Annotated in this window: 21 protein-coding genes and 2 pseudogenes; 14 read left to right on the forward strand and 9 right to left on the reverse strand. The window is 70.7% G+C overall.

Annotated elements, in window-relative coordinates; genetic code table 11:
• Positions 1-165 precede the first annotated feature (165 nt).
• The 8 genes from M8J73_RS03035 to M8J73_RS03070 all read left to right on the forward strand — a co-directional run bounded on the left by M8J73_RS03035 (position 166) and on the right by M8J73_RS03070 (position 7,437).
• Positions 166-1,821, forward strand: a complete 1,656-nt coding sequence (locus M8J73_RS03035) for an FAD-dependent oxidoreductase (RefSeq protein ID WP_055537379.1) — start codon at positions 166-168, stop codon at positions 1,819-1,821.
• 290 nt (positions 1,822-2,111) lie between these two features.
• Positions 2,112-3,269: a SchA/CurD-like domain-containing protein gene (locus M8J73_RS03040; RefSeq protein WP_055537378.1), complete on the forward strand. Its 1,158-nt coding sequence runs from the start codon at positions 2,112-2,114 to the stop codon at positions 3,267-3,269.
• A gap of 68 nt (positions 3,270-3,337) precedes the next feature.
• Entirely contained in the window at positions 3,338-3,790 is a 453-nt protein-coding gene (locus tag M8J73_RS03045) for a cupin domain-containing protein (protein ID WP_372503882.1), read from the forward strand.
• Positions 3,787-5,052 (forward strand): beta-ketoacyl-[acyl-carrier-protein] synthase family protein, encoded by a 1,266-nt coding sequence (locus M8J73_RS03050; protein WP_055537377.1) that lies wholly within the window; start codon positions 3,787-3,789, stop codon positions 5,050-5,052. Before M8J73_RS03045 ends, M8J73_RS03050 begins: the two co-directional genes overlap by 4 nt.
• A complete protein-coding gene (locus M8J73_RS03055) occupies positions 5,052-6,305 on the forward strand; it encodes a ketosynthase chain-length factor (RefSeq protein WP_055537376.1) in 1,254 nt (417 codons plus the stop codon). Before M8J73_RS03050 ends, M8J73_RS03055 begins: the two co-directional genes overlap by 1 nt.
• Positions 6,306-6,346: 41 nt before the next feature.
• A complete protein-coding gene (locus M8J73_RS03060) occupies positions 6,347-6,604 on the forward strand; it encodes an acyl carrier protein (protein ID WP_055522076.1) in 258 nt (85 codons plus the stop codon).
• Position 6,605: 1 nt separating this feature from the next.
• On the forward strand, positions 6,606-7,085 hold the full coding sequence (locus tag M8J73_RS03065) for an SRPBCC family protein (protein ID WP_055522077.1): 480 nt from the start codon (positions 6,606-6,608) through the stop codon (positions 7,083-7,085).
• A 19-nt stretch (positions 7,086-7,104) separates the two neighbouring features.
• A complete protein-coding gene (locus M8J73_RS03070; protein ID WP_055537375.1) occupies positions 7,105-7,437 on the forward strand; it encodes a TcmI family type II polyketide cyclase in 333 nt (110 codons plus the stop codon).
• Between the two features lie 93 nt (positions 7,438-7,530).
• On the opposite strand, the gene M8J73_RS03075 is transcribed toward M8J73_RS03070, so the two are convergent.
• Together M8J73_RS03075 and M8J73_RS03080 are read right to left on the reverse strand one after the other, a co-directional pair.
• Entirely contained in the window at positions 7,531-8,559 is a 1,029-nt protein-coding gene (locus tag M8J73_RS03075) for a methyltransferase (RefSeq protein WP_055537374.1), read from the reverse strand.
• Positions 8,560-8,617: 58 nt separating this feature from the next.
• Positions 8,618-9,679 (reverse strand): right-handed parallel beta-helix repeat-containing protein, encoded by a 1,062-nt coding sequence (locus tag M8J73_RS03080; protein WP_055537373.1) that lies wholly within the window; start codon positions 9,677-9,679, stop codon positions 8,618-8,620.
• A 589-nt stretch (positions 9,680-10,268) separates the two neighbouring features.
• On the opposite strand from M8J73_RS03080, the gene M8J73_RS03085 reads away from it, so the two are divergent.
• From M8J73_RS03085 to M8J73_RS03095, 3 genes are all read left to right on the forward strand, one after another.
• Entirely contained in the window at positions 10,269-11,915 is a 1,647-nt protein-coding gene (locus tag M8J73_RS03085) for a glycoside hydrolase family 27 protein (RefSeq protein ID WP_055537372.1), read from the forward strand.
• A 130-nt stretch (positions 11,916-12,045) separates the two neighbouring features.
• Positions 12,046-13,404: a glycoside hydrolase family 43 protein gene (locus M8J73_RS03090; protein WP_240501034.1), complete on the forward strand. Its 1,359-nt coding sequence runs from the start codon at positions 12,046-12,048 to the stop codon at positions 13,402-13,404.
• Positions 13,405-13,582: 178 nt separating this feature from the next.
• Positions 13,583-13,786, forward strand: coding sequence for a cold-shock protein (locus tag M8J73_RS03095; RefSeq protein WP_055522082.1), 204 nt, complete (start codon positions 13,583-13,585; stop codon positions 13,784-13,786).
• Between the two features lie 114 nt (positions 13,787-13,900).
• Here the strand turns inward: M8J73_RS03095 and M8J73_RS03100 are convergent, their stop codons facing one another.
• The gene (locus M8J73_RS03100) at positions 13,901-14,071 is read right to left on the reverse strand and encodes a DUF5670 family protein (RefSeq protein ID WP_055522083.1); all 171 of its coding nucleotides are present in this window, start codon (positions 14,069-14,071) and stop codon (positions 13,901-13,903) included.
• A 248-nt stretch (positions 14,072-14,319) separates the two neighbouring features.
• Here M8J73_RS03100 and M8J73_RS03105 point away from each other — a divergent pair, with 248 nt between their 5' ends.
• Both M8J73_RS03105 and M8J73_RS03110 read left to right on the forward strand, forming a co-directional pair.
• Entirely contained in the window at positions 14,320-14,745 is a 426-nt protein-coding gene (locus M8J73_RS03105; RefSeq protein ID WP_055537371.1) for a DUF6003 family protein, read from the forward strand.
• A gap of 396 nt (positions 14,746-15,141) precedes the next feature.
• Positions 15,142-16,455, forward strand: a complete 1,314-nt coding sequence (locus tag M8J73_RS03110) for an RICIN domain-containing protein (RefSeq protein ID WP_055537370.1) — start codon at positions 15,142-15,144, stop codon at positions 16,453-16,455.
• 75 nt (positions 16,456-16,530) lie between these two features.
• Here M8J73_RS03110 and M8J73_RS03115 read toward each other — a convergent pair.
• A pseudogene (locus M8J73_RS03115) lies at positions 16,531-16,803 on the reverse strand (MFS transporter); the annotation flags it as partial.
• Between M8J73_RS03115 and M8J73_RS03120 the strand changes: the two are divergent.
• A pseudogene (locus M8J73_RS03120) lies at positions 16,803-17,306 on the forward strand (ArsR/SmtB family transcription factor); the annotation flags it as partial. The pseudogenes M8J73_RS03115 and M8J73_RS03120 overlap by 1 nt on opposite strands.
• A gap of 115 nt (positions 17,307-17,421) precedes the next feature.
• On the opposite strand, the gene M8J73_RS03125 reads toward M8J73_RS03120, so the two are convergent.
• The 5 genes from M8J73_RS03125 to M8J73_RS03145 are packed head-to-tail and all read right to left on the reverse strand — an operon-like array spanning position 17,422 to position 22,679.
• Complete coding sequence (locus M8J73_RS03125) at positions 17,422-18,342, reverse strand: hypothetical protein (RefSeq protein WP_157873057.1); 921 nt, start codon at positions 18,340-18,342, stop codon at positions 17,422-17,424.
• Between the two features lie 27 nt (positions 18,343-18,369).
• Positions 18,370-20,115 carry an IclR family transcriptional regulator domain-containing protein gene (locus M8J73_RS03130; RefSeq protein ID WP_055537367.1) on the reverse strand — a complete coding sequence of 582 codons (1,746 nt, stop codon included), beginning with the start codon at positions 20,113-20,115 and terminating at the stop codon, positions 18,370-18,372.
• Between the two features lie 46 nt (positions 20,116-20,161).
• Complete coding sequence (locus M8J73_RS03135; RefSeq protein ID WP_055537366.1) at positions 20,162-20,995, reverse strand: ABC transporter ATP-binding protein; 834 nt, start codon at positions 20,993-20,995, stop codon at positions 20,162-20,164.
• A 14-nt stretch (positions 20,996-21,009) separates the two neighbouring features.
• A complete protein-coding gene (locus tag M8J73_RS03140; RefSeq protein WP_055537365.1) occupies positions 21,010-21,807 on the reverse strand; it encodes an ABC transporter permease in 798 nt (265 codons plus the stop codon).
• 5 nt (positions 21,808-21,812) lie between these two features.
• The gene (locus M8J73_RS03145) at positions 21,813-22,679 is read right to left on the reverse strand and encodes an ABC transporter permease (RefSeq protein WP_079054686.1); all 867 of its coding nucleotides are present in this window, start codon (positions 22,677-22,679) and stop codon (positions 21,813-21,815) included.
• Positions 22,680-22,690: the final 11 nt, after the last annotated feature.

Genomic DNA, 22,690 nt, shown 5'->3' on the forward strand with positions numbered 1-22,690 from the left:
CCTGCCTCCGCCCCGCCCGACGCCACGCGGGCGGCCCGCCCGCGACTCGGCGAAACGGGCGGTCCAGCGGGTGAAGCGTGACGCGGCCCCCGTACCGCGGGGCATGCATGAACCGCACGGCCGCATGCGGCCGAATCGACGGCCACGCAGCACTGGAGGCGAGCGGTGAACCCAAGAGACGATCAAACCGACCCCACGACTCCTCAGGTCCCGGTCCTCATCGTCGGCGGTTCCCTCGTCGGCCTGTCGACCTCGCTGTTCCTGGGCCGACTGGGGGTACGGCACATCCTGGTGGAGCGCCACGCCGGCACCTCCATCCACCCCCGAGGACGAGGCAACAACGTCCGCACGATGGAACTGTTCCGGGCCGCCGGCGTCGAGCCGGGGATCCGGGAGGCCGCCGCCACGCTGGCCGACAACCACGGCATCCTGCAGACACCCACGCTGGTCGGCGACGCGGGGGAGTGGCTGTTCAAGGAGATCGACGCGGGCGGCGGCCTCGCCCGGTTCAGCCCCAGCGCCTGGTGCCTGTGCAGCCAGAACGACCTGGAGCCGGTCCTGCTCGACCACGCGAGGAACCTCGGCGGCGACCTGCGCTACGCCACCGAGCTGATGTCGTTCACCGACGACCCCTCCGGCGTCACCGCCGTGGTCAAGAGCCGCGAGACGGGCGAGCACACCACCATCCGCGCGCAGTACCTCGTCGCCGCCGACGGCCCCCGCAGCCCCGTCCGCGAGCAGCTCGGCATCGAGCAGAGCGGTCCCGGGGACCTCTTCCACAACGTCAGCATCACCTTCCGCTCCCGCCGGCTCGCCGACGTCGTCGGTGACCGGCGCTTCATCGTCTGCTACCTGACCAGCCCGGAAGCCGACGGCGCGCTGCTGCCCGTGGACAACCGGGAGAACTGGGTGTTCCACGCCCCCTGGCACCCCGAACACGGCGAAACCCTGGAGGAGTTCACCGACGAGCGGTGCGTCGCACACATCCGCCGCGCGATCGGCGACGCCGACCTCGACGTGGAGATCACCGGCAGGGCCCCCTGGCACGCGGCCCAGCGGGTCGCCCGCCGCTACCGGTCGGGCCGCGTCTTCCTGGCCGGTGACTCGGCCCACGAGATGTCCCCCACCGGGGCGTTCGGCTCCAACACCGGCATCCAGGACGCCCACAACCTGGCGTGGAAGCTGGCCGCGGTGCTGGGCGGCTGGGCCGGGGAGGGACTGCTCGACACATACGACGCCGAACGCCGCCCGGTGGCGGAGGCGACCAGCGCCCGCGCCGCCGCACGGTCGGTCGAGCACAGCCATCCCGGTTTCGCCCCGCCCCCCGGCGCGCAGGGCGGCGGCCCCCAGCGCGGCATCCTCAACGTGGCCCTCGGCTACCGCTATCCGCAGGGCGCCGTCGTCGGCGCCGACCCCGCCACACCGGCCGTACCGGAGCGCCTCGACCTGTCCGGGGAACCCGGCAGCAGGGCACCCCACGTACCGGTACGCCACCGGGGCGAACAGATCTCCACCCTCGACCTCTACGAACGGTCGTTCGTCCTCCTCAGCGACGCCGACGCCCCGAGCGGATGGCACGAGGCCGCCGTCCGTCTCGCCGCGTCGACGCCCGTCCCCCTGACGTCGTACCGGCTCGGCGACGGGCCCGACGCCGAGCTGACACCCGTCGGCGGCGCGAGCTGGTCGGCCGCCCACGGCACGACATCCTCGGGCGCCGTCCTCGTCCGCCCCGACGGGTTCGTGGCGTGGCGATCCACGGAACGGGTCACCGACCCCGAGACGACCCTGCGCCAGGTCCTGGACACCGTCCTGGCCCTCTGACCCCCGGAAACGACGCCACACACCACAGGGGGGCCGACCGGCCGCCCCCCTGACGGTGCGCCGGAAACGCCAGCCGCTGTTGCCGTCACGCCCTCGTCGCGTGATGGCCACAGCGGCTTTCCCATGGGCGCGGACGGCCGCCCGCCGTCGCGCGCGGGGCCCCGCCTTTCGCGTCGAGCCGATGGAGGTCACCTGGGCAGAGCACACGAGTCGCGCGCTTCCCGAGCCGGGCACAGGATCGAGAAACCGACATTCGTCCGCCTCCGCCCAACGAAGGAGAAGTGCGCAGGATGACCACCACATCTGACCGCCTTTCGGAACCGCCGGCGTCACCGGCATCGCAGCGCGTCTCCCAGTCCGTGTTCGACGGCTCCCGGCTGCGGGTCGTCCTGCTGGTCGACGTCCACGACGGTGCCCAGCAGCGGTTCCTGGAGGCGTACGAGGGCCTGTGCAACCAGGTCGCGTCCGTCCCCGGGCATGTCAGCGACCAGCTGTGCCAGTCCATCGAGAACCCCTCCCAATGGCTCATCACGAGCGAGTGGGAGAGCGCCCCGCCCTTCCTCACCTGGGTCAACAGCGAGGAACACGTACGGATGGTGGAGCCGCTGCACAGCTGCGTCCGCGACACCCGGTCCCTGCGCTTCCACATCGTCCGCGAGACCGGCGGCCCGGCCGGCGAGGCCGCGTCCGGGCAGCGCCGCCTCCAGGCGTCACCCCGCATCGGTGACGGCGTGATCCGGCACGCGCTCACCTTCACCGTCAAGCCGGGCAGCGAGGACGTCGTCGCCAAGATCCTCGCCGACTACGACCCGCCGAAGCCGCAGGTCGACGCCACCACCCGGCTCTGCCGCACCTCCCTGTTCATGCACGGCAACCGGGTCGTGCGGGCCATCGAGGTCCGGGGCGACCTGCTCGCCGCGCTGCGGCACGTCGCCCGTCAGCCCGAGGTGCGAGCCGTCGAGGAGGCCATCAACCCGTACCTGGAGCAGGACCGGGACCTCGACGACCCGGAGTCCGCCCGCCTCTTCTTCACCCGCGCGGCCCTGCCCGCCGTGCACCACGTGACGGCGGGCCAGGAGAGCGGGAACGCCGAACGGCGCGCCTACTACTACCCCGCCCGCGAGGGCTGCGGCATGCGCCTCGCGGAACTGCTCGCCCGGCAGGACGCGGCGGCCGCGGACGACACGCTCGGACCGGTGCTGCGCAGCACGATCTTCCACCGCGACGACGTCGTGGTGCGGCTGGTCGATGTCCGCGCCGGGTCCGACACCGATGCCGACGCCGTCTTCGGCCCCGCGGACCGGGGACAGGCGGCCGAGCTGATGGCGCTTCTCGACGAGGGAGCCCTCGGCGTGAACGGTTCCGCACCCGAGAAGGGCGCCCACGCTCCCCTCGTGACGGCCGCCCACATGCGTCTCGTGACCGACCGCCGCGCGCCCGGCGCCTGACCGCCGTCCCTTCCCCGGGCCGTGACAGCCCCTCTCGTCTTTCCACAGCACCAGTTCGGAGGAACGCCGTGACGAACAGCCATCCCGCGATCGTGGATCTCAGTGAGATCGAGCCCAACACCAGGCGCGGTGGCGATCTACGCGCCATGCTCACCCCCACCACAGTCGGCTCCACCAGCGGTTTCATGGGCGTGGCCATCGTGCAGCCCGGCGACCGCATCGCCGAGCACTACCACCCGTACTCCGAGGAGTTCATCTACGTCGTCTGCGGGCAGCTGGAGGTCGACCTGGACGGTGAACCCCATCCGCTGCTGCCCGAGCAGGGCCTGATGATCCCCGCCCACGTACGGCACCGCTTCCGCAACGTCGGCAACGTGGAGGCCCGCCTGGTCTTCCACCTCGGCCCGCTGGCCCCCAGCCCGCCGCTCGGCCACGTCGACACCGAGGAGACCGACGCCGCGCCGGTCGCGGCCCACGAGAGCGGCCACCGGATCGCCGAGCGAAGTCGAGTGGGCTCATGACCAGGCGCGTCGCGGTCACCGGCATCGGCGTCGTCGCCCCCGGCGGGATCGGCATACCGGCGTTCTGGGATCTCCTCGCGAACGGCCGCACGGCGACGCGGGGCATCACGTTCTTCGACCCGTCCGGACTGCGTTCACGGATCGCCGCCGAGTGCGACTTCGACCCGTCGGCCCACGGGCTGACGGCGGAGGAGGTCGCACGCTGCGACCGGTACATCCAGTTCGCGCTGGCCGCGGGGGAGGAGGCGGTACGGGACTCCGGCCTCGACCTCGCCGCCGAGAACCCCTGGCGCGTCGGCGTCTCCCTGGGTACCGCCGTCGGCGGAACCACCCGGCTGGAGCACGACTACGTCCTGGTCAGCCATGGCGGGCAGCGCTGGGACGTGGACCACCGGGAGGCGGGTCCGCATCTGCACCGGGCGTTCTCGCCCAGCACCCTCGCCTCGACGGTGGCGGAGCGGTTCGAGGCGCGCGGGCCGGTGCAGACCGTCTCCACCGGCTGCACCTCGGGCCTCGACGCCGTCGGGTACGCCTTCCACACGATCGAGGAGGGCAGGGCCGACGTGTGCATGGCGGGTGCCTCCGACTCCCCGATCTCCCCCATCACGATGGCCTGCTTCGACGCGATCAAGGCCACCTCCCCGAACAACGACGATCCCGCCCACGCCTCCCGGCCCTTCGATGCCGATCGCAACGGGTTCGTCATGGGCGAGGGCGGAGCGGTACTCGTCCTGGAGGAGCTGGAACACGCCCGGGCGCGCGGCGCGCACGTCTATTGCGAGCTCGGCGGTTACGCCACCTTCGGCAACGCCTACCACATGACCGGCCTGACCACCGAGGGCCTGGAGATGGCCCGCGCCATCGAGGGCGCCCTCGACCATGCCCGGCTCGACGGCACGGCCATCGACTACGTCAACGCCCACGGGTCGGGAACCCAGCAGAACGACCGACACGAGACGGCCGCGGTCAAACGGGTCCTGGGCGCCCACGCCTACGACACGCCCATGAGCTCCATCAAGTCCATGGTGGGCCACTCCCTCGGCGCGATCGGAGCGATCGAGGTCGTCGCCTGCGTGCTGGCCCTGGCCCACCAGGTCGTCCCGCCCACCGCGAACTACGAGACCCCGGACCCCGAGTGCGACCTGGACTACGTCCCGCGCGTGGCCCGGGAGCGGCGGCTGAACAGCGTCCTCTCCGTGGGCAGCGGCTTCGGCGGCTTCCAGTCCGCGGTGGTCCTCACCCGGCCGAAGGGAAAGACGTGATGAGCGAACCGCACACCCGGCGCGCCGTCGTCACCGGGATCGGCGTGGTGGCGCCCAACGGAACCAGCACCGAGACCTTCTGGAAGGCGACCAGGGAAGGCATCAGCGTGCTGGACCGGGTCACCCGCGAAGGGTGCGAGCATCTGCCGCTGCGTGTGGCCGGTGAGATCCGGGACTTCGATCCGCCCTCGGCGGTCGAGGAGCGCTACCTCGTCCAGACCGACCGCTTCACCCACTTCGCCATGGCGGCGGCCGACCTGGCGATCGACGAGGCCGGCCTCAACCGGTCCGACACCGACGCCTCGCCGTTCTCCGTGGGCGTGGTCACCGCGGCCGGTTCAGGCGGCGGCGAGTTCGGCCAGCGGGAACTGCAGCAGCTGTGGGACAAGGGCAGCCGCTACGTGGGCCCTTACCAGTCCATCGCCTGGTTCTACGCCGCGAGCACCGGCCAGATCTCCATCCGCCGCGGCTTCAAGGGCCCCTGCGGAGTGGTCGCCGCCGACGAGGCCGGCGGTCTGGACGCGCTGGCGCACGCGGCGCGGGCCGTACGACGCGGCACGGACGTCCTGGTGGCCGGGGCGACCGAGGCGCCCCTGGCCCCCTACTCGATGGTCTGCCAGCTCGGCTACGAGGAGCTGAGCACGGAGGAGGTCCCGGAGTGCGCCTACCGCCCGTTCACCTCCGCGGCCTGCGGGTTCGTGCCTGCCGAGGGCGGCGCGATGCTCGTCGTCGAGGCCGAGACATCGGCCCGGGAAAGGGGAGCGTCCGCACGGGCGACGCTGGCGGGGCACGCGGCGACGTTCACCGGCGCCTCCCGCTGGCGGCAGTCCCGCGAGGGGTTGGCGCAGGCCATCCGGGGCGCCCTGGAGGAGGCCGCCTGCGCACCCGAGGAGATCGACGTGGTCTTCGCCGACGCCCTCGGCGTACCGGAGGCGGACCGTGCCGAGGCCCTGGCGATCGCGGACGCGCTGGGCGCCCACGGCCGGCGGGTCCCGGTGACGGCACCGAAGACCGCGATCGGCCGGGGCTACTGCGCGGCACCCGTCCTGGACGTCGCCGCGGCGGTGCTCGCGATGGAGCACGGCGTGATCCCCCCCACCCCCAACGTCCACGACGTCTGCCACGACCTGGACCTCGTGACGACGCGGGCCCGCGCCACCGAGCTGCGCACGGCGCTGGTCCTCAGCCGTGGACTCATGGGGTCGAACTCGGCGCTGGTGCTACGGCGCGGCGCCACCGAGGCCTCCCAGTGAGGCCTCGTCAGCACACATCACGGAGCAAGGAGAGAAACCGCATGAGTGAGAACATCACGGCGGAAGAGCTGGCCGAGCTGATGAAGAAGGCCGCCGGCATCACCGTGGCCCCCGAGGAACTCAGGGAGCGTTCGGACGACAGCTTCGACACCTTCGGCATCGACTCGCTCGGGCTGCTCGGCATCGTGGGCGAGTTGGAGAAGCGCTACGGCACGCCGATGCCCCCGGACTCGGAGAAGAGCAAGAGCCCCCGACAGTTCCTCGACGCCGTCAACAGCGCACTTCCCGCGGGAGCCTGACATGGCCGGACACACGCAGAACGAGATCACCATCGGCGCACCGGTCGACCTGGTCTGGGACATGACCAACGACGTCGAGAACTGGCCGCAGCTGTTCAGCGAGTACGCCTCCGCCGACATCATCTCGCGGGAGGGGAACCGGACCACGTTCCGGCTGACCATGCACCCCGACGAGAACGGCACCGTGTGGACCTGGGTCTCGGAGCGGGAGACCGACCGCGACACCCTCAGCGTGCGGGCCCGCCGCATCGAGACCGGCCCCTTCGCCCACATGAACATCCTGTGGCAGTACGAGGAGGTCCCGGCCGGCACCCGCATGGTGTGGACGCAGGACTTCGAGATGAAGCCGGACGCACCGGTCGACGACGCCTGGATGACGGACAACATCAACCGGAACTCCAAGGTGCAGATGGCCCTGATCCGGGACCGTATCGAGCAGGCCGCCAAGGAACGCCGGCTCGTGCCGACGCTGTCCGACTGATCCGACGGAGGACAGCACGATGCACCAGTCTCTGATCGTCGCCCGGATGGCCCCGGGGTCGGCCCCCGACATCGCCGATGTGTTCGGGGAGTCGGACCGGGGGGAACTGCCCCACCTGGTGGGGGTCGCCCGCCGCAGCCTCTTCCAGTTCGGTGATGTGTACCTGCACCTCATCGAGTCCGAGCGGGACCCCGGCCCCGCCATCGCCAAGGCGGCCGGGCACCCCCTGTTCCAGGACGTCAGCGAACGGCTGTCGGCGTACGTCACCGCCTACGACCCGGCGACCTGGCGTTCGCCGAAGGACGCGATGGCGCACTGCTTCTACCGCTGGGAGCGGGAGACCCCCTCCTGAACCGGTGGGACCGAGGCGCGGCGCCGGGTCGCCGGGCACACGACACTGTGTGCCCGGCGACCGGCTGCCCGGGGGATCCGCCGGGGGAGGCGGTCACCCGGGGACGGTGCAGTCGAACGCGTGCAGGTAGGGGTTGACGGGGCGGATGTCGCCGATGACGAGGCCCGCGTCGGTGAGCCTGGCGACCATGCTCTCGGTGGTGTGCTTGGCCCCTCCGACGTTGAGGAGGAGCAGCAGGTCCATGGCGGTGCTGAACCGCATGGAGGGCGTGTCGTCGACGAGGTTCTCGATGACGATGACCCGTGCTCCGGGACCGCCCGCCTCGATGACGTTGCGCAGGGTCCGGCGGGTGCTGTCCTCGTCCCACTCCAGGATGTTCTTGATGATGTACACATCGGCGCGGGCCGGGACGGCCGTACGGCAGTCCCCGGGGACGATGCGCATCCGGTCCGCGAGCGCGCCGCCCGGCCGCAGCCGCGGGTCGGCGTTCTCCACGACACGCGGCAGGTCGAGCAGGATGCCGGTCAGCGACGGGTGCTTCTCCAGCAGGCTTGCCACCACATGCCCCTGGCCGCCACCGATGTCGGCCACGGTCGAGCTCCCCGACAGGTCGAGGAACTGCGCGACGTCCCGCGCGGACTGCGCGCTGGAGGTCGTCATGGCGCGGTTGAAGACATCGGCCGATTCCGGCGCGTCGTTGTTGAGGTAGTCGAAGAACTCCTTCCCGTACAGGTCCTCGACGACGTTCCGGCCGGAGCGGACCGCCTCGTCCAGCCGGGGCCAGGCGTCCCAGGTCCAGGGTTCGGTGCACCACAGCGCGATGAAGTGCAGGCTGTCCGGGGCGTCCTCGCGCAGTTGCCGGGACATGTCGGTGTGGACGAAGGTCCCGTCCGATCGCTCGGCGAAGATGCCGTAGCAGGTCAGCGCCCGCAACAGCCGGCGCAGCGGCTTCGGTTCGGCCTTCACCGCGGCGGCGAGGTCCGTCACCGGCATCGGGTCGTCACCGAGGGCGTCGGCGACCCCGAGCCGCGCGGCCGCACGGATGGCGGCGGCGCACGCGGCCCCGAACACCAGCTCCCGGAGCCGCATGGCCGGCGGTGGTGCAGTCTGTGCGGTCGTCATGCGCCGCTTCCTTTTCTCGAGTTCATGAGTGACCGTCCATGGACGACCACGGCGCCGGTCAGCACAGCCCCGTGGGCAGGGACGCCCGGCAGGAGTTGCGTTCGAAGGTGTTGGTCTGGGCGGTGTCCGCGTTGATGAGGTCCGCGGGCGCATTGCCCGTCACCAAGTTGTCGACGATCCTGTTCCGCTCGTTGGGGGTCCCCACGAAGCTCTTGTAGAGGACGATGCCGCCGGACAGCGAAGAGGTGCCGGCGTGGTCCATGACCCGGTTCCGTGCCACCAGGATGTCCTCGGTACCGGTCAGCACGATGCCGGAGCCCTGGATCGCCTCCAGGCGCGAGCTCTTGGGGCAGGACTTGTTGTTCTGGGCGACGAGGTTGTCCCGTACGGTGAGGGCGCCGGTCTTCGGCTTGTTCTCGTCGCCGACGACGAAGATGCCCCCGCAGTTGCCGGTCATGTGGTTGTCCGCGACGGTGAGGTTGCGCAGGCGCCGGACGGTGATGCCGATCCTGTTGTCCGACACGTGGTTGCGTTCGACCACGGTCGCCCGGGTGTCCTGGGCGCCCTCCTCGGCCTTGATGGCGTTCGCGAGGAACAGCCCGGCGTCGCCGTTGCCCCGGGCGGTGTTCGACCGGAGCACGCTGCGCACCGAACGCTCCAGCGCGATGCCCCAGACCCCGTTCTTCGTCGCGGTCACCCGGCGCACGGTCAGCCGGTCGGTCGACGTGGCGACCACACCGCTCCCGGTGAAGCCGGTCACGGTGAGGGAGGCGAGGGTGACGCCGGCGACGCTGCGGGCCTTCGTCCCGGTCACGCAGATGCCGTTGGCGCCCTGGGCGCAGCCACTGCCGGCGTTCGTCTTGGCCGGCTTGATGACGGCGCCGCGGCCCATGCCGCGCAGAGTGATCCGCGGCGTGGTGATCGTGACGCTCTCGTGGTACGTGCCGGAGGCCAGGAGAACGGTGTCTCCGGGCTTCGCGGAGTCCACCGCTTTCTGGATCGACTTCCCGGGATGGACCACGTGGATCCTGTGATGGGCGGCGACCGGCGGGGCGGCCCCGAGTCCCGTGCCGATGACCGCTGCCGTACAGACCAGGGAGGCGAAATGCGATTTTTTCATATTTAGCACGTTATTTCGCGAGGCCGGTGAACGGGCCGGATAGACCATCCGGTGGCGTGTCACTCCACGGCGAGGCCGATTCCCCAGCTGTCTACCGCGGCGGGAAGGGCTCCGCGGCCGTCGACTTCCTGCGCTCTCCCTCCGGGGTGAAGGTGACGGACCGACGGAAGGGGCCGTCATCGAAGCGCACCGCGAGAAGAAGGGGTTGCTCGTGTTCTCAGTCGTGGTCGCGCCCGGGTCGGCGAGGTGGCCGTGTATCTCTTCGGCAGGACGGGCTTGACCGACGCTCGGCGCACGATGCGATCCAGACATCGAAACATTCGGAATGGGTGGGTGTCCGGTCGACGCGTTTGTTGTTGTCGTGCCTCGGATTGATGTGACCTTTTCCTCTGTATCGGCGCGAGGGAGCAGTGTTCACGCCCGGAAGGTGTTGACATGTTCACGCGTCTCTCTAGGATCCGTCACACCCAAACTTTCCGAATCCGGTTCGAAATTTCGTATCCACCCCCATCCATCCCTGAGTCGACATGTCATGGGCGTGACATGAGGGGTGGTTCCCCCCACGGTGCTCTCCCCGAAAGGAGCCCCCGTGCCCACACGATCAGGCAGGCGACTGCTCCATGTCCTGGCCGCCGCCGCACTGACGGTCGCCGCATCAGTGACGGCCTCCGTCCACTCCACCGCCACCGCCGCGCCGGGCAGCCCGGCGCTCACTCCGCCCCTGGGGTGGAACAGTTGGAACAGCTTCGGGTGCGGGATCACCGAGGCGCAGGTGCGTCAGGCCGCGGACGCGATGGTGTCCTCGGGGATGAAGGACGCGGGCTACCAGTACGTGGTGGTGGACGACTGCTGGTTCGACCCGCAGCGCGACGGAGCGGGCAACCTGCGGGCCAACCCGACCAAGTTCCCCAGCGGGATGAAGGCGCTCGGCGACTACATCCACAGCAAGGGACTGAAGTTCGGCATCTACCAGGTGCCGGGTGAACGCACGTGCGCGCAGACCACCGGTGCCTACCCGGGGTCGACGGGCAGCAGGGGGCACGAGGCGCAGGACGCCGCCACGTTCGCCTCATGGGGCGTCGACTATCTGAAGTACGACTGGTGTTCCTCCAGCGGCACCCGTGACGAGCAGGTCGCCCGGTTCACCGTCATGCGCGACGCGCTGCGCGCCACCGGGCGGCCGATCGTCTACAGCATCAACCCCAACAGCTTCCACGCGATCACCGGCTCCACGTACAACTGGGGTGAGGTGGCGGATCTGTGGCGGACGACGGAGGACCTGCTCGACATCTGGCAGAACAACAACACCAACAGCTACCCCATGGGGGTCGGCAACGTCCTGGATGTCACCGCACCCCTGGCCGCACAGTCCGGCCCGGGTCACTGGAACGACCCGGACATGCTGGTCGTCGGGCGTCCCGGGCTGTCGCTGACCGAGTCGCGTTCCCACTTCGCCCTGTGGGCGCTGATGGCGGCCCCGCTGATGGCCGGCAACGACATCCGCACCATGTCCGCCGACGTCAGCGCCATCCTGCGCAACCCGCGCCTGCTCGCGGTCAACCAGGACCGGCTCGGCGCCGGCGGCCGCCGCGTCCGTGACGACGGCAGCACCGAGGTGTTCGCCAAACCCCTCGCCGACGGCTCCGTCGCCGTGGGCCTGTTCAACCGGGGCGGCAGCGCCGCGACCGTCACCACCACCGCCGCCCAAGTCGGCCTCACCGGGGGACCGTTCACCCTCACCGACCTGTGGACCGGTGCCACCTCCAGCACCACCGGCCAGGTCTCCGCGAGCGTGCCCGCCCACGGCGTCGCCGTGTTCCGGGTCAGCGGCGGCAGCGCACTGGCCGCCACCACCGCCCGCCTGCGCGGCACCGGGTCCGGCCGCTGCCTGGACGTGGACCGCGCCTCCACCGCGGCCGGGACGGCGGCCTTGATCTGGGACTGCCACACCGCCGCCAACCAGCTGTGGACCACCTGGGCCGGCGGCGAGATCCGCGTCTTCGGCGACAAGTGCCTGGACGCCAACAACCAGGGGACCACCAACGGCACCCGCGTCATCATCTGGCCCTGCAACGGCCAGGACAACCAGAAGTGGACCACGCAGGCCGACGGGTCGATCCGCAACGTCCGTTCCGGGCTGTGCCTCGACGTCAACGGGTCCGGCACCGCCAACGGCACCGCGGCGGTCCTGTGGAGCTGCAACGGACAGTCCGGCCAGAAGTGGAGCCGCACATGAGGGACATCGCGCACCGTCCGCCAGCTCCTGCGCCTACCGGGATTCCCCGGAGGCCGTGGTGATCCCCGCTCGGCGGTCATCCGCCCCCAGAGCGCGGCTCACCCGGGCAGTCCCCTGGATCACGGGCCTCGTGCTGGCGTTCGCCCTTGTTCCCGCCGTGGTGCAGCCCTCGGCGGCCAGGGCCGACAACCCCATCGTGCAGCACGTCTACACCGCCGACCCGGCTCCCCTGGTCCATGACGGACGGGTCTACCTCTACACCGGGCACGACGAGGACGGGTCCACCTACTTCACCATGAAGGACTGGCGGGTCTGGTCCTCGGCCGACATGGTCAACTGGACCGACCACGGCTCTCCGCTCAGCCTCGCCACGTTCAGCTGGGCGTCCGCCGACGCTTGGGCGGGACAGGCCGTGCAGCGGGGCGGCCGGTTCTACTGGTACGTGCCGGTGAAGAACCGGGCGACCGGCCGGATGGCCATCGGCGTGGCCGTCGCGGACAGCCCCACCGGCCCGTTCCGGGACGCCCTCGGCCGCCCGCTGGTGGAGAACGGCGAGATCGACCCGAGCGTCTTCATCGACGACAACGGCCAGGCGTACCTGTACTGGGGCAACCCGAACCTCTGGTACGTCAAGCTGAACGCCGACATGACCTCCTACTCGGGCAGCCCCACCCGGATCCCGCTCACCACCGCCGGGTTCGGCACCCGCACCGGCGACCCCAACCGGCCCACCCTGTACGAGGAAGGCCCCTGGGTCTACAAACGGAACGGGCTGTACTACCTGGTGTTCGCGGCCAAGTGCTGCTCGGAGTTCATCGCCTACTCCACGGCGCCCGGCCCGACCGGTCCCTGGACCTACCGGGGGACCGTCATGCCCACCCAGGGCAGCAGCTTCACCAACCACCCGGGCATCATCGACTTCAAGGGAAATTCGTACTTCTTCTACCACAACGGTGCGCTCCCCGGCGGGGGCGGCTACACCCGCTCGGTCGCGGTGGAGAGGTTCTCCTACAACGCCGACGGCACGATCCCGACGATCACCATGACGAACACCGGGGCGCCTCAGGTCGGCACGCTCAATCCGTATGTGCGCCAGGAGGCCGAGACGATCGCCTGGGGTTCCGGGATCGAGACCGAACCGGCCGCGGAAGGCGGCATGAACGTCGGCTGGATCGAGAACGGAGACCACCTCAAGGTCAAGGGCGTGGCCTTCGGGTCGGGCGCGTCCTCGTTCGCCGCGCGGGTGGCCTCCGGCAGCAGCGGCGGCACCGTGGAACTGCGCCTGGGCTCCCCGAACGGGACGGTCGTCGGCCGGTGCGGTGTGCCGGGCACCGGGGGCTGGCAGACATGGACGACGGTCAACTGCCCGGTGAGCGGCGCCACCGGCACCCAGGACCTCTACCTGCGCTTCACCGGAGGGAGCGGCTATCTGCTCAACATCAACTGGTGGCAGTTCACGGCGGGCACGGCCCTGACCGCACCGCGCTAGCCCACATCGGCGGCCCCGGGCTCCGGGCCCGCTCGAACTTCGGCGAGGAACCGCTGTGTCGCCGGTCGGGTGAGCCGGGGGTTACGGGGTAGAAAAGCTGTGGCTCGTGCGAGTGCACCGAGCCGGAGCATGCCCGGATGAAGGGCTGTTCCCGGGCATGAACGAAGGATCGAACAGTATGGCAAGCGGCACCGTCAAGTGGTTCAACTCGGAGAAGGGCTTCGGTTTCATCGAGCAGGACGGCGGAGGCCCCGACGTCTTCGCCCACTACTCCGAGATCAAGGGCTCCGGCTACCGCGAGCTGACCGAGGGTGAGCACGTCACCTTCGACATCGGCCAGGGCCAGAAGGGCCCCCAGGCCCAGAACATCGTCCGGGGCTGACCGGACCCAGGAGCGCGGAGCGGGGCGGCTGCGGACCCGCAGCCGCCCCGCTCCCGGCTCAGGCCGCTGCTCCGCGCGTCGGCCTCACCTGTGCGTGTTGGTGCGTAGTGCCGCCTACCAGCGGTACCAGCGGCCCCGCTGACCACTGGGGCCCGTGGAGCGGGCGACGAAGCCGAGCAGCCAGAGCACCAGCACGATGACGGCGATCCACCACAGCGCCTTCAGGGCGAAACCGGCGCCGAAAAGGATCAGAGCCAGCAGCAGAACGAGCAACAAAGGAACCATTTCTTTCCACCTCCGCCCCGCCGTTTGCCCGGCCGTCGCGGCTCCACACCCTCAAGACCTGCGGGTTTTTTGTCCTCGGACGGGGGCACTCTGACGGGCTGACCAAGCAGTTCCCCGCCCGCGCCGGCCGCCGCGCCGGTCGAACCGGCCACGCGGGAGTTCCCCCAGTTCGACGTCACCATCACGAAATTCGGGGTAATGGGACGTCATCCGATCGCCGTCTCACACCGATGTGAAGGAGAAAAAGGATGACCGACGACGCCTACCTGTTCCTGCTGGACGACGTGTCCTCGTCGCTCGGAGTGGCCCCCGCCGCCGTCGGTGATCTCGCCTGCATGGAAACCCCCGCCGTACACGGATGGCTGGACGCCCACGGAATCACGCGCACCTCACCACAGCTGCGTCTGCTGCCGCCGGAGGAGACCGCGGCGATCCCCGAGGGAGCGGAACGGCTGCCCGTCCCGCTGAGCGACGAGGAGACGAGCCGGCTCCGCCACCAGTTGGTACCGGAGCCGCTCGCGCGGATCGAGGAGGAGCTGCTCTCCTACCGGGACTGCGCGGACGGCCGGGACGGCCTGATCGGGCGCGCACTGGCCGCCGGCGTGCCGCCGCACCGCATCGCCGAACTGACCGGGGTGGACCCCGAGACGGTGACCGCCGCGGCGGACGCCTGATCGCGTTCGATTCGAGCCACTTCCGGCCGCCGCGCGGTCACCGGGGCAGGGCAGTCACCGTACGCGGTTGTCGCCCTGCCCCGTTGCCGTCAACTCGCCCTAGACATGGGACGGATGCGGTTCCAGTCGAGGTTGGCGTGGCTATTGACAGTCACAGGGGTGTGTGGAATCACTAACGACATGGGATGCCTGAGGGTTCCCAGTGAATGATCTCGGGGCGTTCTGGCCCCTTCGGAACGGCACGGCGCTCTCCGTCCCGTTCCCCGCGCATCCGAGGAACAGAATGCGGCCTTCGTCCGTTCTGCCTCGGATCGACCGGCACTGCGTTTCCACCCGCACTCCCCTTCCATCTGTCGAGCACGGAAGAAGGAGAACATGAGACGCCAACCGCTCCTGATGTCCCTCGTGGCCGCGCTGATCCTCGTCCTGACGACCGCGGGAAGCTCCTTGGGCAGCACCCCCGGGGCGCCACCCTCGGCCACGAGGGCCGCGGCCGCGGGCAGCGCCGGATGCGGCAAGCCCCCGGCGCTGAGCAGCGGCACCCGTACGATCCAGAGCGGCGGCCAGACCCGCAGCTACATCCTGCGGGTCCCGGCCGGCTACGACAGCAACCGCCCCTACCGGCTGATCTTCGGCTTCCACTGGCGGGGCGGTACGGCCAACGACGTCGACTCGGGCGGAACGGACGGATACAACTGGTCCTACTACGGTCTGCGGCGCCTGGCGGACACCGCCAACAACGGCACGATCTTCGTCGCCCCCCAGGGCAACGGCAACGGCTGGGCCAACCCCGGAGGCCAGGACCTGGCCTTCGTCGACGCCATGGTCAGCCAGATCCAGGCCGGCCTGTGCGTCGACACCGCCCAGCTGTTCGCCGCGGGCTTCAGCTACGGCGGCGGCATGTCGTACGCCATCGCCTGCTCGCGGGCCACGGTCTTCCGCGCCGTCGCGGTCTACTCCGGCGCGAACCTCAGCGGATGCAACGGCGGCACCCAGCCGATCGCCTACATGGGTCTGCACGGCCTCAGGGACAACGTGCTGCCCATCTCCCTCGGACGGGAACTGCGCGACACCTTCGTCCGGAACAACGGCTGCACCCGGCAGAACCCGCCCGAGCCGGCATCCGGAAGCCTCCGGCACATCATCACCACGTACTCCGGTTGCAGGTCCGGATACCCGGTCGTCTGGGCGGCGTTCGACGGCGGCCACGACCCCGGTCCGCTGGAGGGGTCCACCGGGAGCGGCTGGCGCACCTGGACGTCGGGCGCGGTGTGGCAGTTCTTCACCCAGTTCGACTCGAACACGCCACCGCCGCAGCCCTCCGACAGCCAGAAGATCGTCGGCCAGCAGTCGGGTCGCTGCCTCGACATCAACAACTCCACCACCACCAACGGCACCCAGGCTCAGCTGTGGGACTGCAACGGCGGCTCCAACCAGCGCTGGACCCACACCGCAGGCAAGCAGCTGGTCGTCTACGGCAACAAGTGCCTGGGGGTCGGCCAGTCCGCGGGCAACGGCTCCCCCGTGGCGATCTGGGACTGCAATAGCCAGGCGGACCAGCAGTGGACCGTCGGCGCCGACGGCACGATCACCGCGGTGCAGTCCGGCCTCTGCCTCGACGCCGCCGGCCAGGGCACAGCCAACGGCACGAAGATCCAGCTGTGGAGCTGCTCGGGCGGCGCGAACCAGCGCTGGCGCCAGGAGAACTGACCACCGCACGCCGGGACGGCTCCTGTCCCTGCCGCCGTTCGACCGACCGCATCGCGACGAGGAGACCGGTCCCGCTCAGCGGGCGACTGCGGCGGTGGACAGGAGCGTCGCGGCGGCGAGGCTGCCCCGGAGGGCGGCCGGACCGTGGGGTGCGAGAGCGGTGATGACCGCGGGGGAGACGGCGAGTCCGAAGCCTGTGGAGCGCTGGAAGCGGGCGAGGGCACGTCCGAGGACATGCGCGGGGGCGAGGGCGGTGACGAGCGCGGTGGCGCTGCACGCGTAGAGGATCTCGCCGAGGGCGCAGACCACGGACACCGCGGCCACGGCCGGCGCACCCCAGCCGTGGCCGCCAGGGCGTCCGAGGGGCCCTCGCCTCGGTCTCCGGCGCGGTCACCCTGTCGCCGGACGGTGACAGCATCGTCGTGGACGAACTCCAGGACAACGCGACCTCCGCCCACGGCACCGGGGTCACCTTCATCCCCAGCCACTTCGGTCGCCCGCACCTGGTGGTGATCCACGCGCCCGGATGGCGGCCGGTGGTGCAGTACCCCGTGGCCGAGCCGAGTCCGTCGGAGCCGGTGCCGCTGGAAACGGTCGCCCTGCGGCTGGAGGCACTCGCCCATCCGGTACGGCTGCGGCTCCTGCGCACCCTGGCCCGGGGCCCGCACACCACCGGTGAGCCTGCCCACGCCTGGGAACTCACGCCCCCGGAGGTCTCCCGCCACCCCGCCGTCCTGCGTCGCGCGGGCCTGCTGGAAACCCAGCGGCACGGGCGGTACGTCCACTACACCCTCAACCTGGCCGAGATGACGACGCTGGGCACAGATCTGCTGGAAGCCGTCCTGCGCTGATCCGTACGCGTCGCTGCGGGGGATCCGCGGAGCCCGTCCCGCGAGCCGGGCCCGCACAGGCTGTGCCTGGACGGTCGACGAGGTGACCCGGAGGACCACCTGTCCCCACGCCCCGTCAGACGTCCCCCAGGAACCGGCGCCGGTGCGCGAGGTGGCGTGCCCGGGCCGCCGCGACCTGCTGCCGCATCCGGGCCTCCAGGCGCTCGCGGACGTGGGGGTCCGGTGACCACCACTCGCCCCCGGCCTCCGCCTGCCAGTCCTTATGAGCCTCCGGGCGGGCCCCCAACTGGAGGCGCCGGCAGCGGCAGGGCCGGTGGTACTGGCGGCCGGGGTGGTGGAACCCCTGGCCGGGATCCCATCGCGCCAGGAGGCGGGCGACCTGGGTCTCACCGTGGTGTGCGGCCAGATCCCGGACGCGGTCGGTGTACGTCAGCAGTTCCAACTCCCAGTGGGGCACGCAGTATTGGCACAACGGCGCCGACGGGCCGTTCGCGTCGGCCAGGTCGGTGATGGCGTCGGCCAGTGGCCGGGGCAGGCGGCCGTGGGCCGCGAGGTGGGCGAGGGCGCTGAGATCCCTGACGGGATGGGGCGCCTCCCAGGCCGCCTTGATGGGTTTGGCGGCCAGCACACGGTCCCCGGTGTCAGGGTGCCGGGCCAGGAGACGGACGTCGAACAGCGCGCACTGTTCGTCGGCAAGGCCGAAGGATTCCTCCGAGGGATCGATCGCCCACCTGAGGTGGTACTTCCATGCGTCCGAGGTGGACAGGGGATCGAGCGGACAGATGAGGACGTGCGGTTGCTCCGCCCACAACCGGGGCCGCACGTCCTCCATCGTGGCGCCCGGCGGCGAGGAGGTCGTGCAGCGGTGCAGGGAGGTGATGCGGGCACTGAACAGGCGCAGCCGTAGGACGGCAGTGGACGCGGGATCGAGATCCGCAGGGGGCCTGACCGCGATGACCGCGTGCCCGTCGAGAACCCCGGCCGGCAACTCCGACTCGAACCGCAGGTCCAGCGGCACCGGTGCGACTCCATTCATGGCGACAACGTCCCTCGTTGAGGTCCCTCAGGAAACGGGAACGTGCACGAACCTACCGGTGACGTGCAGATCGGCCTCCAGCGAGTCGGCCGTGGCGCGCAGCTCCGGCACGATGTCCATGACGCACTCGGCGGCCGAGCCTCGCCCGCTGTGCATATGGACGTTGATCGCGGCGACGACCACCCCCTCGCGGTCACGCACCGGCACGGCGATGGAGCGGAGACCTTCCTCCAGTTCGTCGTCGACCAGCGCGTACCCGTCGTCCCGGACCCGTTCGAGTATCGCCTCCAGGTCGGTGGGCCTGGTGACGGTGCGCGGGGTCAGCGCCTCCAGCCGTACGTGGGCGAGCCAGGCGGCACGCCTCTCGGCCGGCAGACTCGCCACCAGGACCCGGCCGGCGGATGTCGCGTGGGCGGGTACGCGGGAGCCCGCCGCGATGTCGACGTCCATGATGCGGCCCGCGGTCACCGAGAGCGCGCACTGGACGTGGTCGTCGGTGAGCACGGCCAGGGACGTGGAGTTCCTCACCCTCCTGGTCAGAGCGGTGAGATGGGGGCGGGCGATGTGGGTGAGTGTGGCCTTGGACAGCGGGGGAAACCCCAGGGACAGGACCCGTGGCGCGAGCCGGAACGCCCGCCCCTCGACGATGACATGGCCGAGGTGCTGGAGAGTGATCAAGGCCCGGCGCGCTGTGGCCCGGGGCAATCCGGTGCGCTCGGCGACCTCGGAGAGCGTCAGTTCGGCCCGGCCCTCGCCGAACGCGGTGATCGCGGTCAGGCCGCGGGCCAGTGACGTGATGAACTCCCCGCCCAGTTCTTGTTTGGAGGCGCTGGTCCAAGCGGCGAGGTCGGTCGCCCCGATCGGCCCCTTCACCGCATCCCGCCCGTTCGCCCCATTCGGCCCGCTCGGCCCGCTCGCCCTTTCGGGCGGTGGTGCCATGGCCAGTTCCCGCTCCATGGCGGTGACCGCGGTGCGGAGTCTCGGCAGGAGGGAGTCGCGCAACGAGTCCGCGCTGTGTCTGCTGGTGTGGCTCACGGCACTCGCCACACAGGCGATCCGGCCGTCCGGCGTGCGCACGGGGACGGACAGGGCCACGAGGCCCGGCTCGATCAGCTGGTCGTCCAGGGCCCAGCCCCGCAGCCGCGCCTCTTCCACCCGTCGCGGGAAGTCCGCGGTGGCGGCGTCGTGCGCGCGCCGGGGTATGGCGGGGAAGCCGAGGTCTTCTGGGTCGGCCAGCTGCCGCTCCCGCCATCGAGCCCAGTTCTGGGCACTCCATTCCGTTGCCAGCAGGGGGCCCGGTGCCGTGCGTTCCGCGGGCAGCAGGTCGCCGATGCGGAAGCTCAGGGACAGGGCGCGCCGGCGGATCGCCTGGTGGATGAACCGGATGCCGTCACCGTCCGCCACCGCGAGGGAGACCGACTCGTCCAGCGCGTCGGCGAGGGCGTCGGCGTGCCCGCTCAGCAGGCCGGGGAGGCGCAGCGCGGCCAGATACGCGTTGCCCAGTTCCATCAGACGGGGAGCCAGGGCGGCGTTGCTGCCGTCGAGGCGGACGTATCCCATACGGGCGAGGGTCGCGGCGACCCGGTCGACGGTGGAGCGGGCCAACCCGGTGGCCCGGCCCAGATCGCTGAGCGTCGCCGCCCCTCCGGCATCGGTGAGTCCGCACAGCACGGCGATCCCGCGCATGAGGGGGGTGACGGCTTCCTCGGGCGGCACGGGCGGCACGGGCGACAGCGCGGAGTCGCCGGGCGGCGCCTCGTGTGTCGATGTCATGGCGTCTCCGCGGCTCTTCCTGGGGTTCGGTTCGGCGGCGGACGCGTCAGGACTTCGTGGTCTGCGGGGCGAGGTTCTCGCTGCGGTCGGCGGGTGGTGCCTCCCTGTCGCCGTGGTGGTGTTTGGCGCGCTGGATCTGTTCGTAGACGTGCGCGCGCAGTTCGGCGAAGCGGGTGCTGGAGCGGGTGTGCAACTGGTCGCGCTCGTCGGGGAGGTCGATGGTCAGGTCCTCCTGCACCACGGTCGGTGACGTGGACAGGATGAGGGTGCGCTGGCCGAGGTAGACGGCCTCGTCGATGTCGTGGGTGACGAACAGGACGGTGACGCCCAGTTCGCGCCACAACCGCCGGATGAGGTCCTCCAGTTCGGCGCGGGTCTGCGCGTCGACGGCGGCGAACGGCTCGTCCATGAGCAGCACCTTCGGTTCGAAGGCGACGGCGCGGGCGATGGCCACGCGCTGTTGCATTCCTCCGGAGAGCTGCCAGGGGTAGGCCCGGTGGGCGTCGGCGAGGCCGACCACCTCCAGGGCGTGGTCCACGAGTTCCCTCTCTCGGGCCTTGCCGAGCTTCTTGCGGCGCAGGGGCAGGGCGACGTTGTCGCGGACGTTCATCCAGGCGAACAGGGAGCGGCCGTACTCCTGGAAGACCACCGCCATGCCGGGCGGGGGCCCGGTGACCGGGCTGCCGTCCAGGCGCACCTCGCCGCCGGTCGGGGCCAGCAGTCCCGCCATGCACTTCAGCAGGGTGGTCTTGCCGCAGCCCGACGGGCCCACCAGGCAGACGAGTTCACCGGCGCCGATGTGAAAGGTCAGGTTCCGCAGGGCCTCGACGTTGCGGTGCCGTCCGGTGTAGATCTTCTGCAGGTCGCGTACGTCGAGCATCGCTCGTCTCCTTGTCAGGGGTTGCGCTGCGCGCGGCGCAGGCCGTGGTACCAGGCCAGGACCCGGTTCTCGGCGAACCGGAAGAGCAGTGACAGGGCGAAGCCGAGCAGTCCGAGCAGCAGGACGCCGCTCCACATCTCGGGGATGGCGAAGGAGCGCTGGAACTGCACGATGGTGAAGCCGAGCCCGTTGCTGGCGGCGAACATCTCGCTGATGACCATGAGGATGATCGCGATGGACAGCGCCTGCCGCATGCCGGTGATGATCTGGGGGCTGGCCGAGCGCAGGGTCAGGTGCCACAGCCGGGACGGTCCGGTGATGCCGTAGGACCGGCAGGTGTCGCTCAGCACCTCGTCGACGGCGCGCACCCCTTCGACGGTGTTGAGCAGGATCGGCCATATGCAGCCACTGACGATGACGATCACCTTCATGGTGTCGCCGATGCCCGCGAACAGCATGATGACGGGCACGAGCACCGGTGGCGGTATGGCCCGGAAGAGTTCCAGGACGGGCTCGAGGACATCGCGTACGACGCGGCTCGTGCCGATCACCAGGCCGAGCCCCACCCCGGCGACGACGGCGAGGAGATAGCCCGCGGCCAGCCGCGCGAGGCTCGGTACGACGTCGGACAGGAGCCGCTCGCCCGTCCATACCTCCCCGAACCTGCCGAGGACGGTGGAGAGCGGGGGGACGTAGAAGTCGGTGCTCCCTGCGGTGGCGAACCACCACACGGCGAACAGGACCGCGGGCAGACCCAGGGCCAGCAGCACACGCCGGACGAGGGTGATGACGGTGGTCGTCGTCCGGGTCATGGGGCTCATCCCTCCCTGCGGATGGACTGGTGCCAGTGCAGCGCGCGACGCTCCACCGCGCGCGCCATCAGGTTGATCGTGACGCCGAGCACTCCGGTGACGAGGACCAGGGCGTAGACCCGGGGCACGGCTCCGGAGTTCTGCGCCACAGCGATCTGGTTGCCCAACCCCGGTGCGCCGATGACGAGTTCGGCGGTGATGGTGAGCACGAGGGCCACGGTGGCGGCCAGCCGCACGCCCGTCATCACATACGGCAGCGCGGTGGGCCACATGACGTACCGCACCCGTCCCCAGGTGCCCAACCGGTAGCTGCGGGCGGTGTCGTCGGCCACCGGGTCGACGTCCTGCATGCCGGCCAGCACCTGGACCAGGACCTGCCAGAACGCGGCGTACACCACGAGCAGGAGTTTCGACCTCAGGTCGGTGCCGTAGAGCAGGACCGCCACCGGGATCAGGGCCACGGACGGGATCGGGCGGAGGAACTCGATCGTGGAGGCGGTGACCGCCCGCAGCAGGGGCACGGAACCGATCACGATTCCGGCCACCACTCCCGCCACGACGGCGATGGCCAGGCCGAGGCCCCACCCTGTCAGGGTGTCACCCAGCGCGGTCCAGAACGCGTCCTCGGTGAGCATCTGCCCCAGGGCCTCGGCCGTCCTCGACGCGGGCGGGAGGTAGTCGGCGGACACCACAGGGGTGCGTGGCAGCACTTCGAGCAGCGCCACGAGCCCGGTCAGGCCGGCCAGTCCCCGCAGCGGGGTGACGAGTCCGGCCGGTGTGCGCCGGGATCGGCCGCCACCCGGCCCGCCGGGAACGGTCCCGGCGCCTTCGAGCGTCTTCGTCAGCACAGGAGTGCTCCCGGATTCGGTCATGAGGAGATTCC

Origin of the sequence: Streptomyces neyagawaensis (genome assembly GCF_023516595.1) — a bacterium.
Classification (GTDB): domain Bacteria; phylum Actinomycetota; class Actinomycetes; order Streptomycetales; family Streptomycetaceae; genus Streptomyces; species Streptomyces neyagawaensis.

Bases quoted from the DNA above. Each gene is read 5' to 3' on its own strand.
- M8J73_RS03075 (WP_055537374.1), bottom strand. From the start codon at position 8,559: ATGACGACCGCACAGACTGCACCACCGCCGGCCATGCGGCTCCGGGAG.
- M8J73_RS03070 (WP_055537375.1), top strand. From the start codon at position 7,105: ATGCACCAGTCTCTGATCGTCGCCCGGATGGCCCCGGGGTCGGCCCCC.
- M8J73_RS03095 (WP_055522082.1), top strand. From the start codon at position 13,583: ATGGCAAGCGGCACCGTCAAGTGGTTCAACTCGGAGAAGGGCTTCGGT.
- M8J73_RS03105 (WP_055537371.1), top strand. From the start codon at position 14,320: ATGACCGACGACGCCTACCTGTTCCTGCTGGACGACGTGTCCTCGTCG.
- M8J73_RS03135 (WP_055537366.1), bottom strand. From the start codon at position 20,995: ATGCTCGACGTACGCGACCTGCAGAAGATCTACACCGGACGGCACCGC.
- M8J73_RS03130 (WP_055537367.1), bottom strand. From the start codon at position 20,115: ATGACATCGACACACGAGGCGCCGCCCGGCGACTCCGCGCTGTCGCCC.
- M8J73_RS03080 (WP_055537373.1), bottom strand. From the start codon at position 9,679: ATGAAAAAATCGCATTTCGCCTCCCTGGTCTGTACGGCAGCGGTCATC.
- M8J73_RS03100 (WP_055522083.1), bottom strand. From the start codon at position 14,071: ATGGTTCCTTTGTTGCTCGTTCTGCTGCTGGCTCTGATCCTTTTCGGC.
- M8J73_RS03125 (WP_157873057.1), bottom strand. From the start codon at position 18,342: ATGAATGGAGTCGCACCGGTGCCGCTGGACCTGCGGTTCGAGTCGGAG.
- M8J73_RS03140 (WP_055537365.1), bottom strand. From the start codon at position 21,807: ATGACCCGGACGACGACCACCGTCATCACCCTCGTCCGGCGTGTGCTG.
- M8J73_RS03110 (WP_055537370.1), top strand. From the start codon at position 15,142: ATGTCCCTCGTGGCCGCGCTGATCCTCGTCCTGACGACCGCGGGAAGC.
- M8J73_RS03050 (WP_055537377.1), top strand. From the start codon at position 3,787: ATGACCAGGCGCGTCGCGGTCACCGGCATCGGCGTCGTCGCCCCCGGC.
- M8J73_RS03055 (WP_055537376.1), top strand. From the start codon at position 5,052: ATGAGCGAACCGCACACCCGGCGCGCCGTCGTCACCGGGATCGGCGTG.
- M8J73_RS03040 (WP_055537378.1), top strand. From the start codon at position 2,112: ATGACCACCACATCTGACCGCCTTTCGGAACCGCCGGCGTCACCGGCA.
- M8J73_RS03145 (WP_079054686.1), bottom strand. From the start codon at position 22,679: ATGACCGAATCCGGGAGCACTCCTGTGCTGACGAAGACGCTCGAAGGC.
- M8J73_RS03065 (WP_055522077.1), top strand. From the start codon at position 6,606: ATGGCCGGACACACGCAGAACGAGATCACCATCGGCGCACCGGTCGAC.
- M8J73_RS03060 (WP_055522076.1), top strand. From the start codon at position 6,347: ATGAGTGAGAACATCACGGCGGAAGAGCTGGCCGAGCTGATGAAGAAG.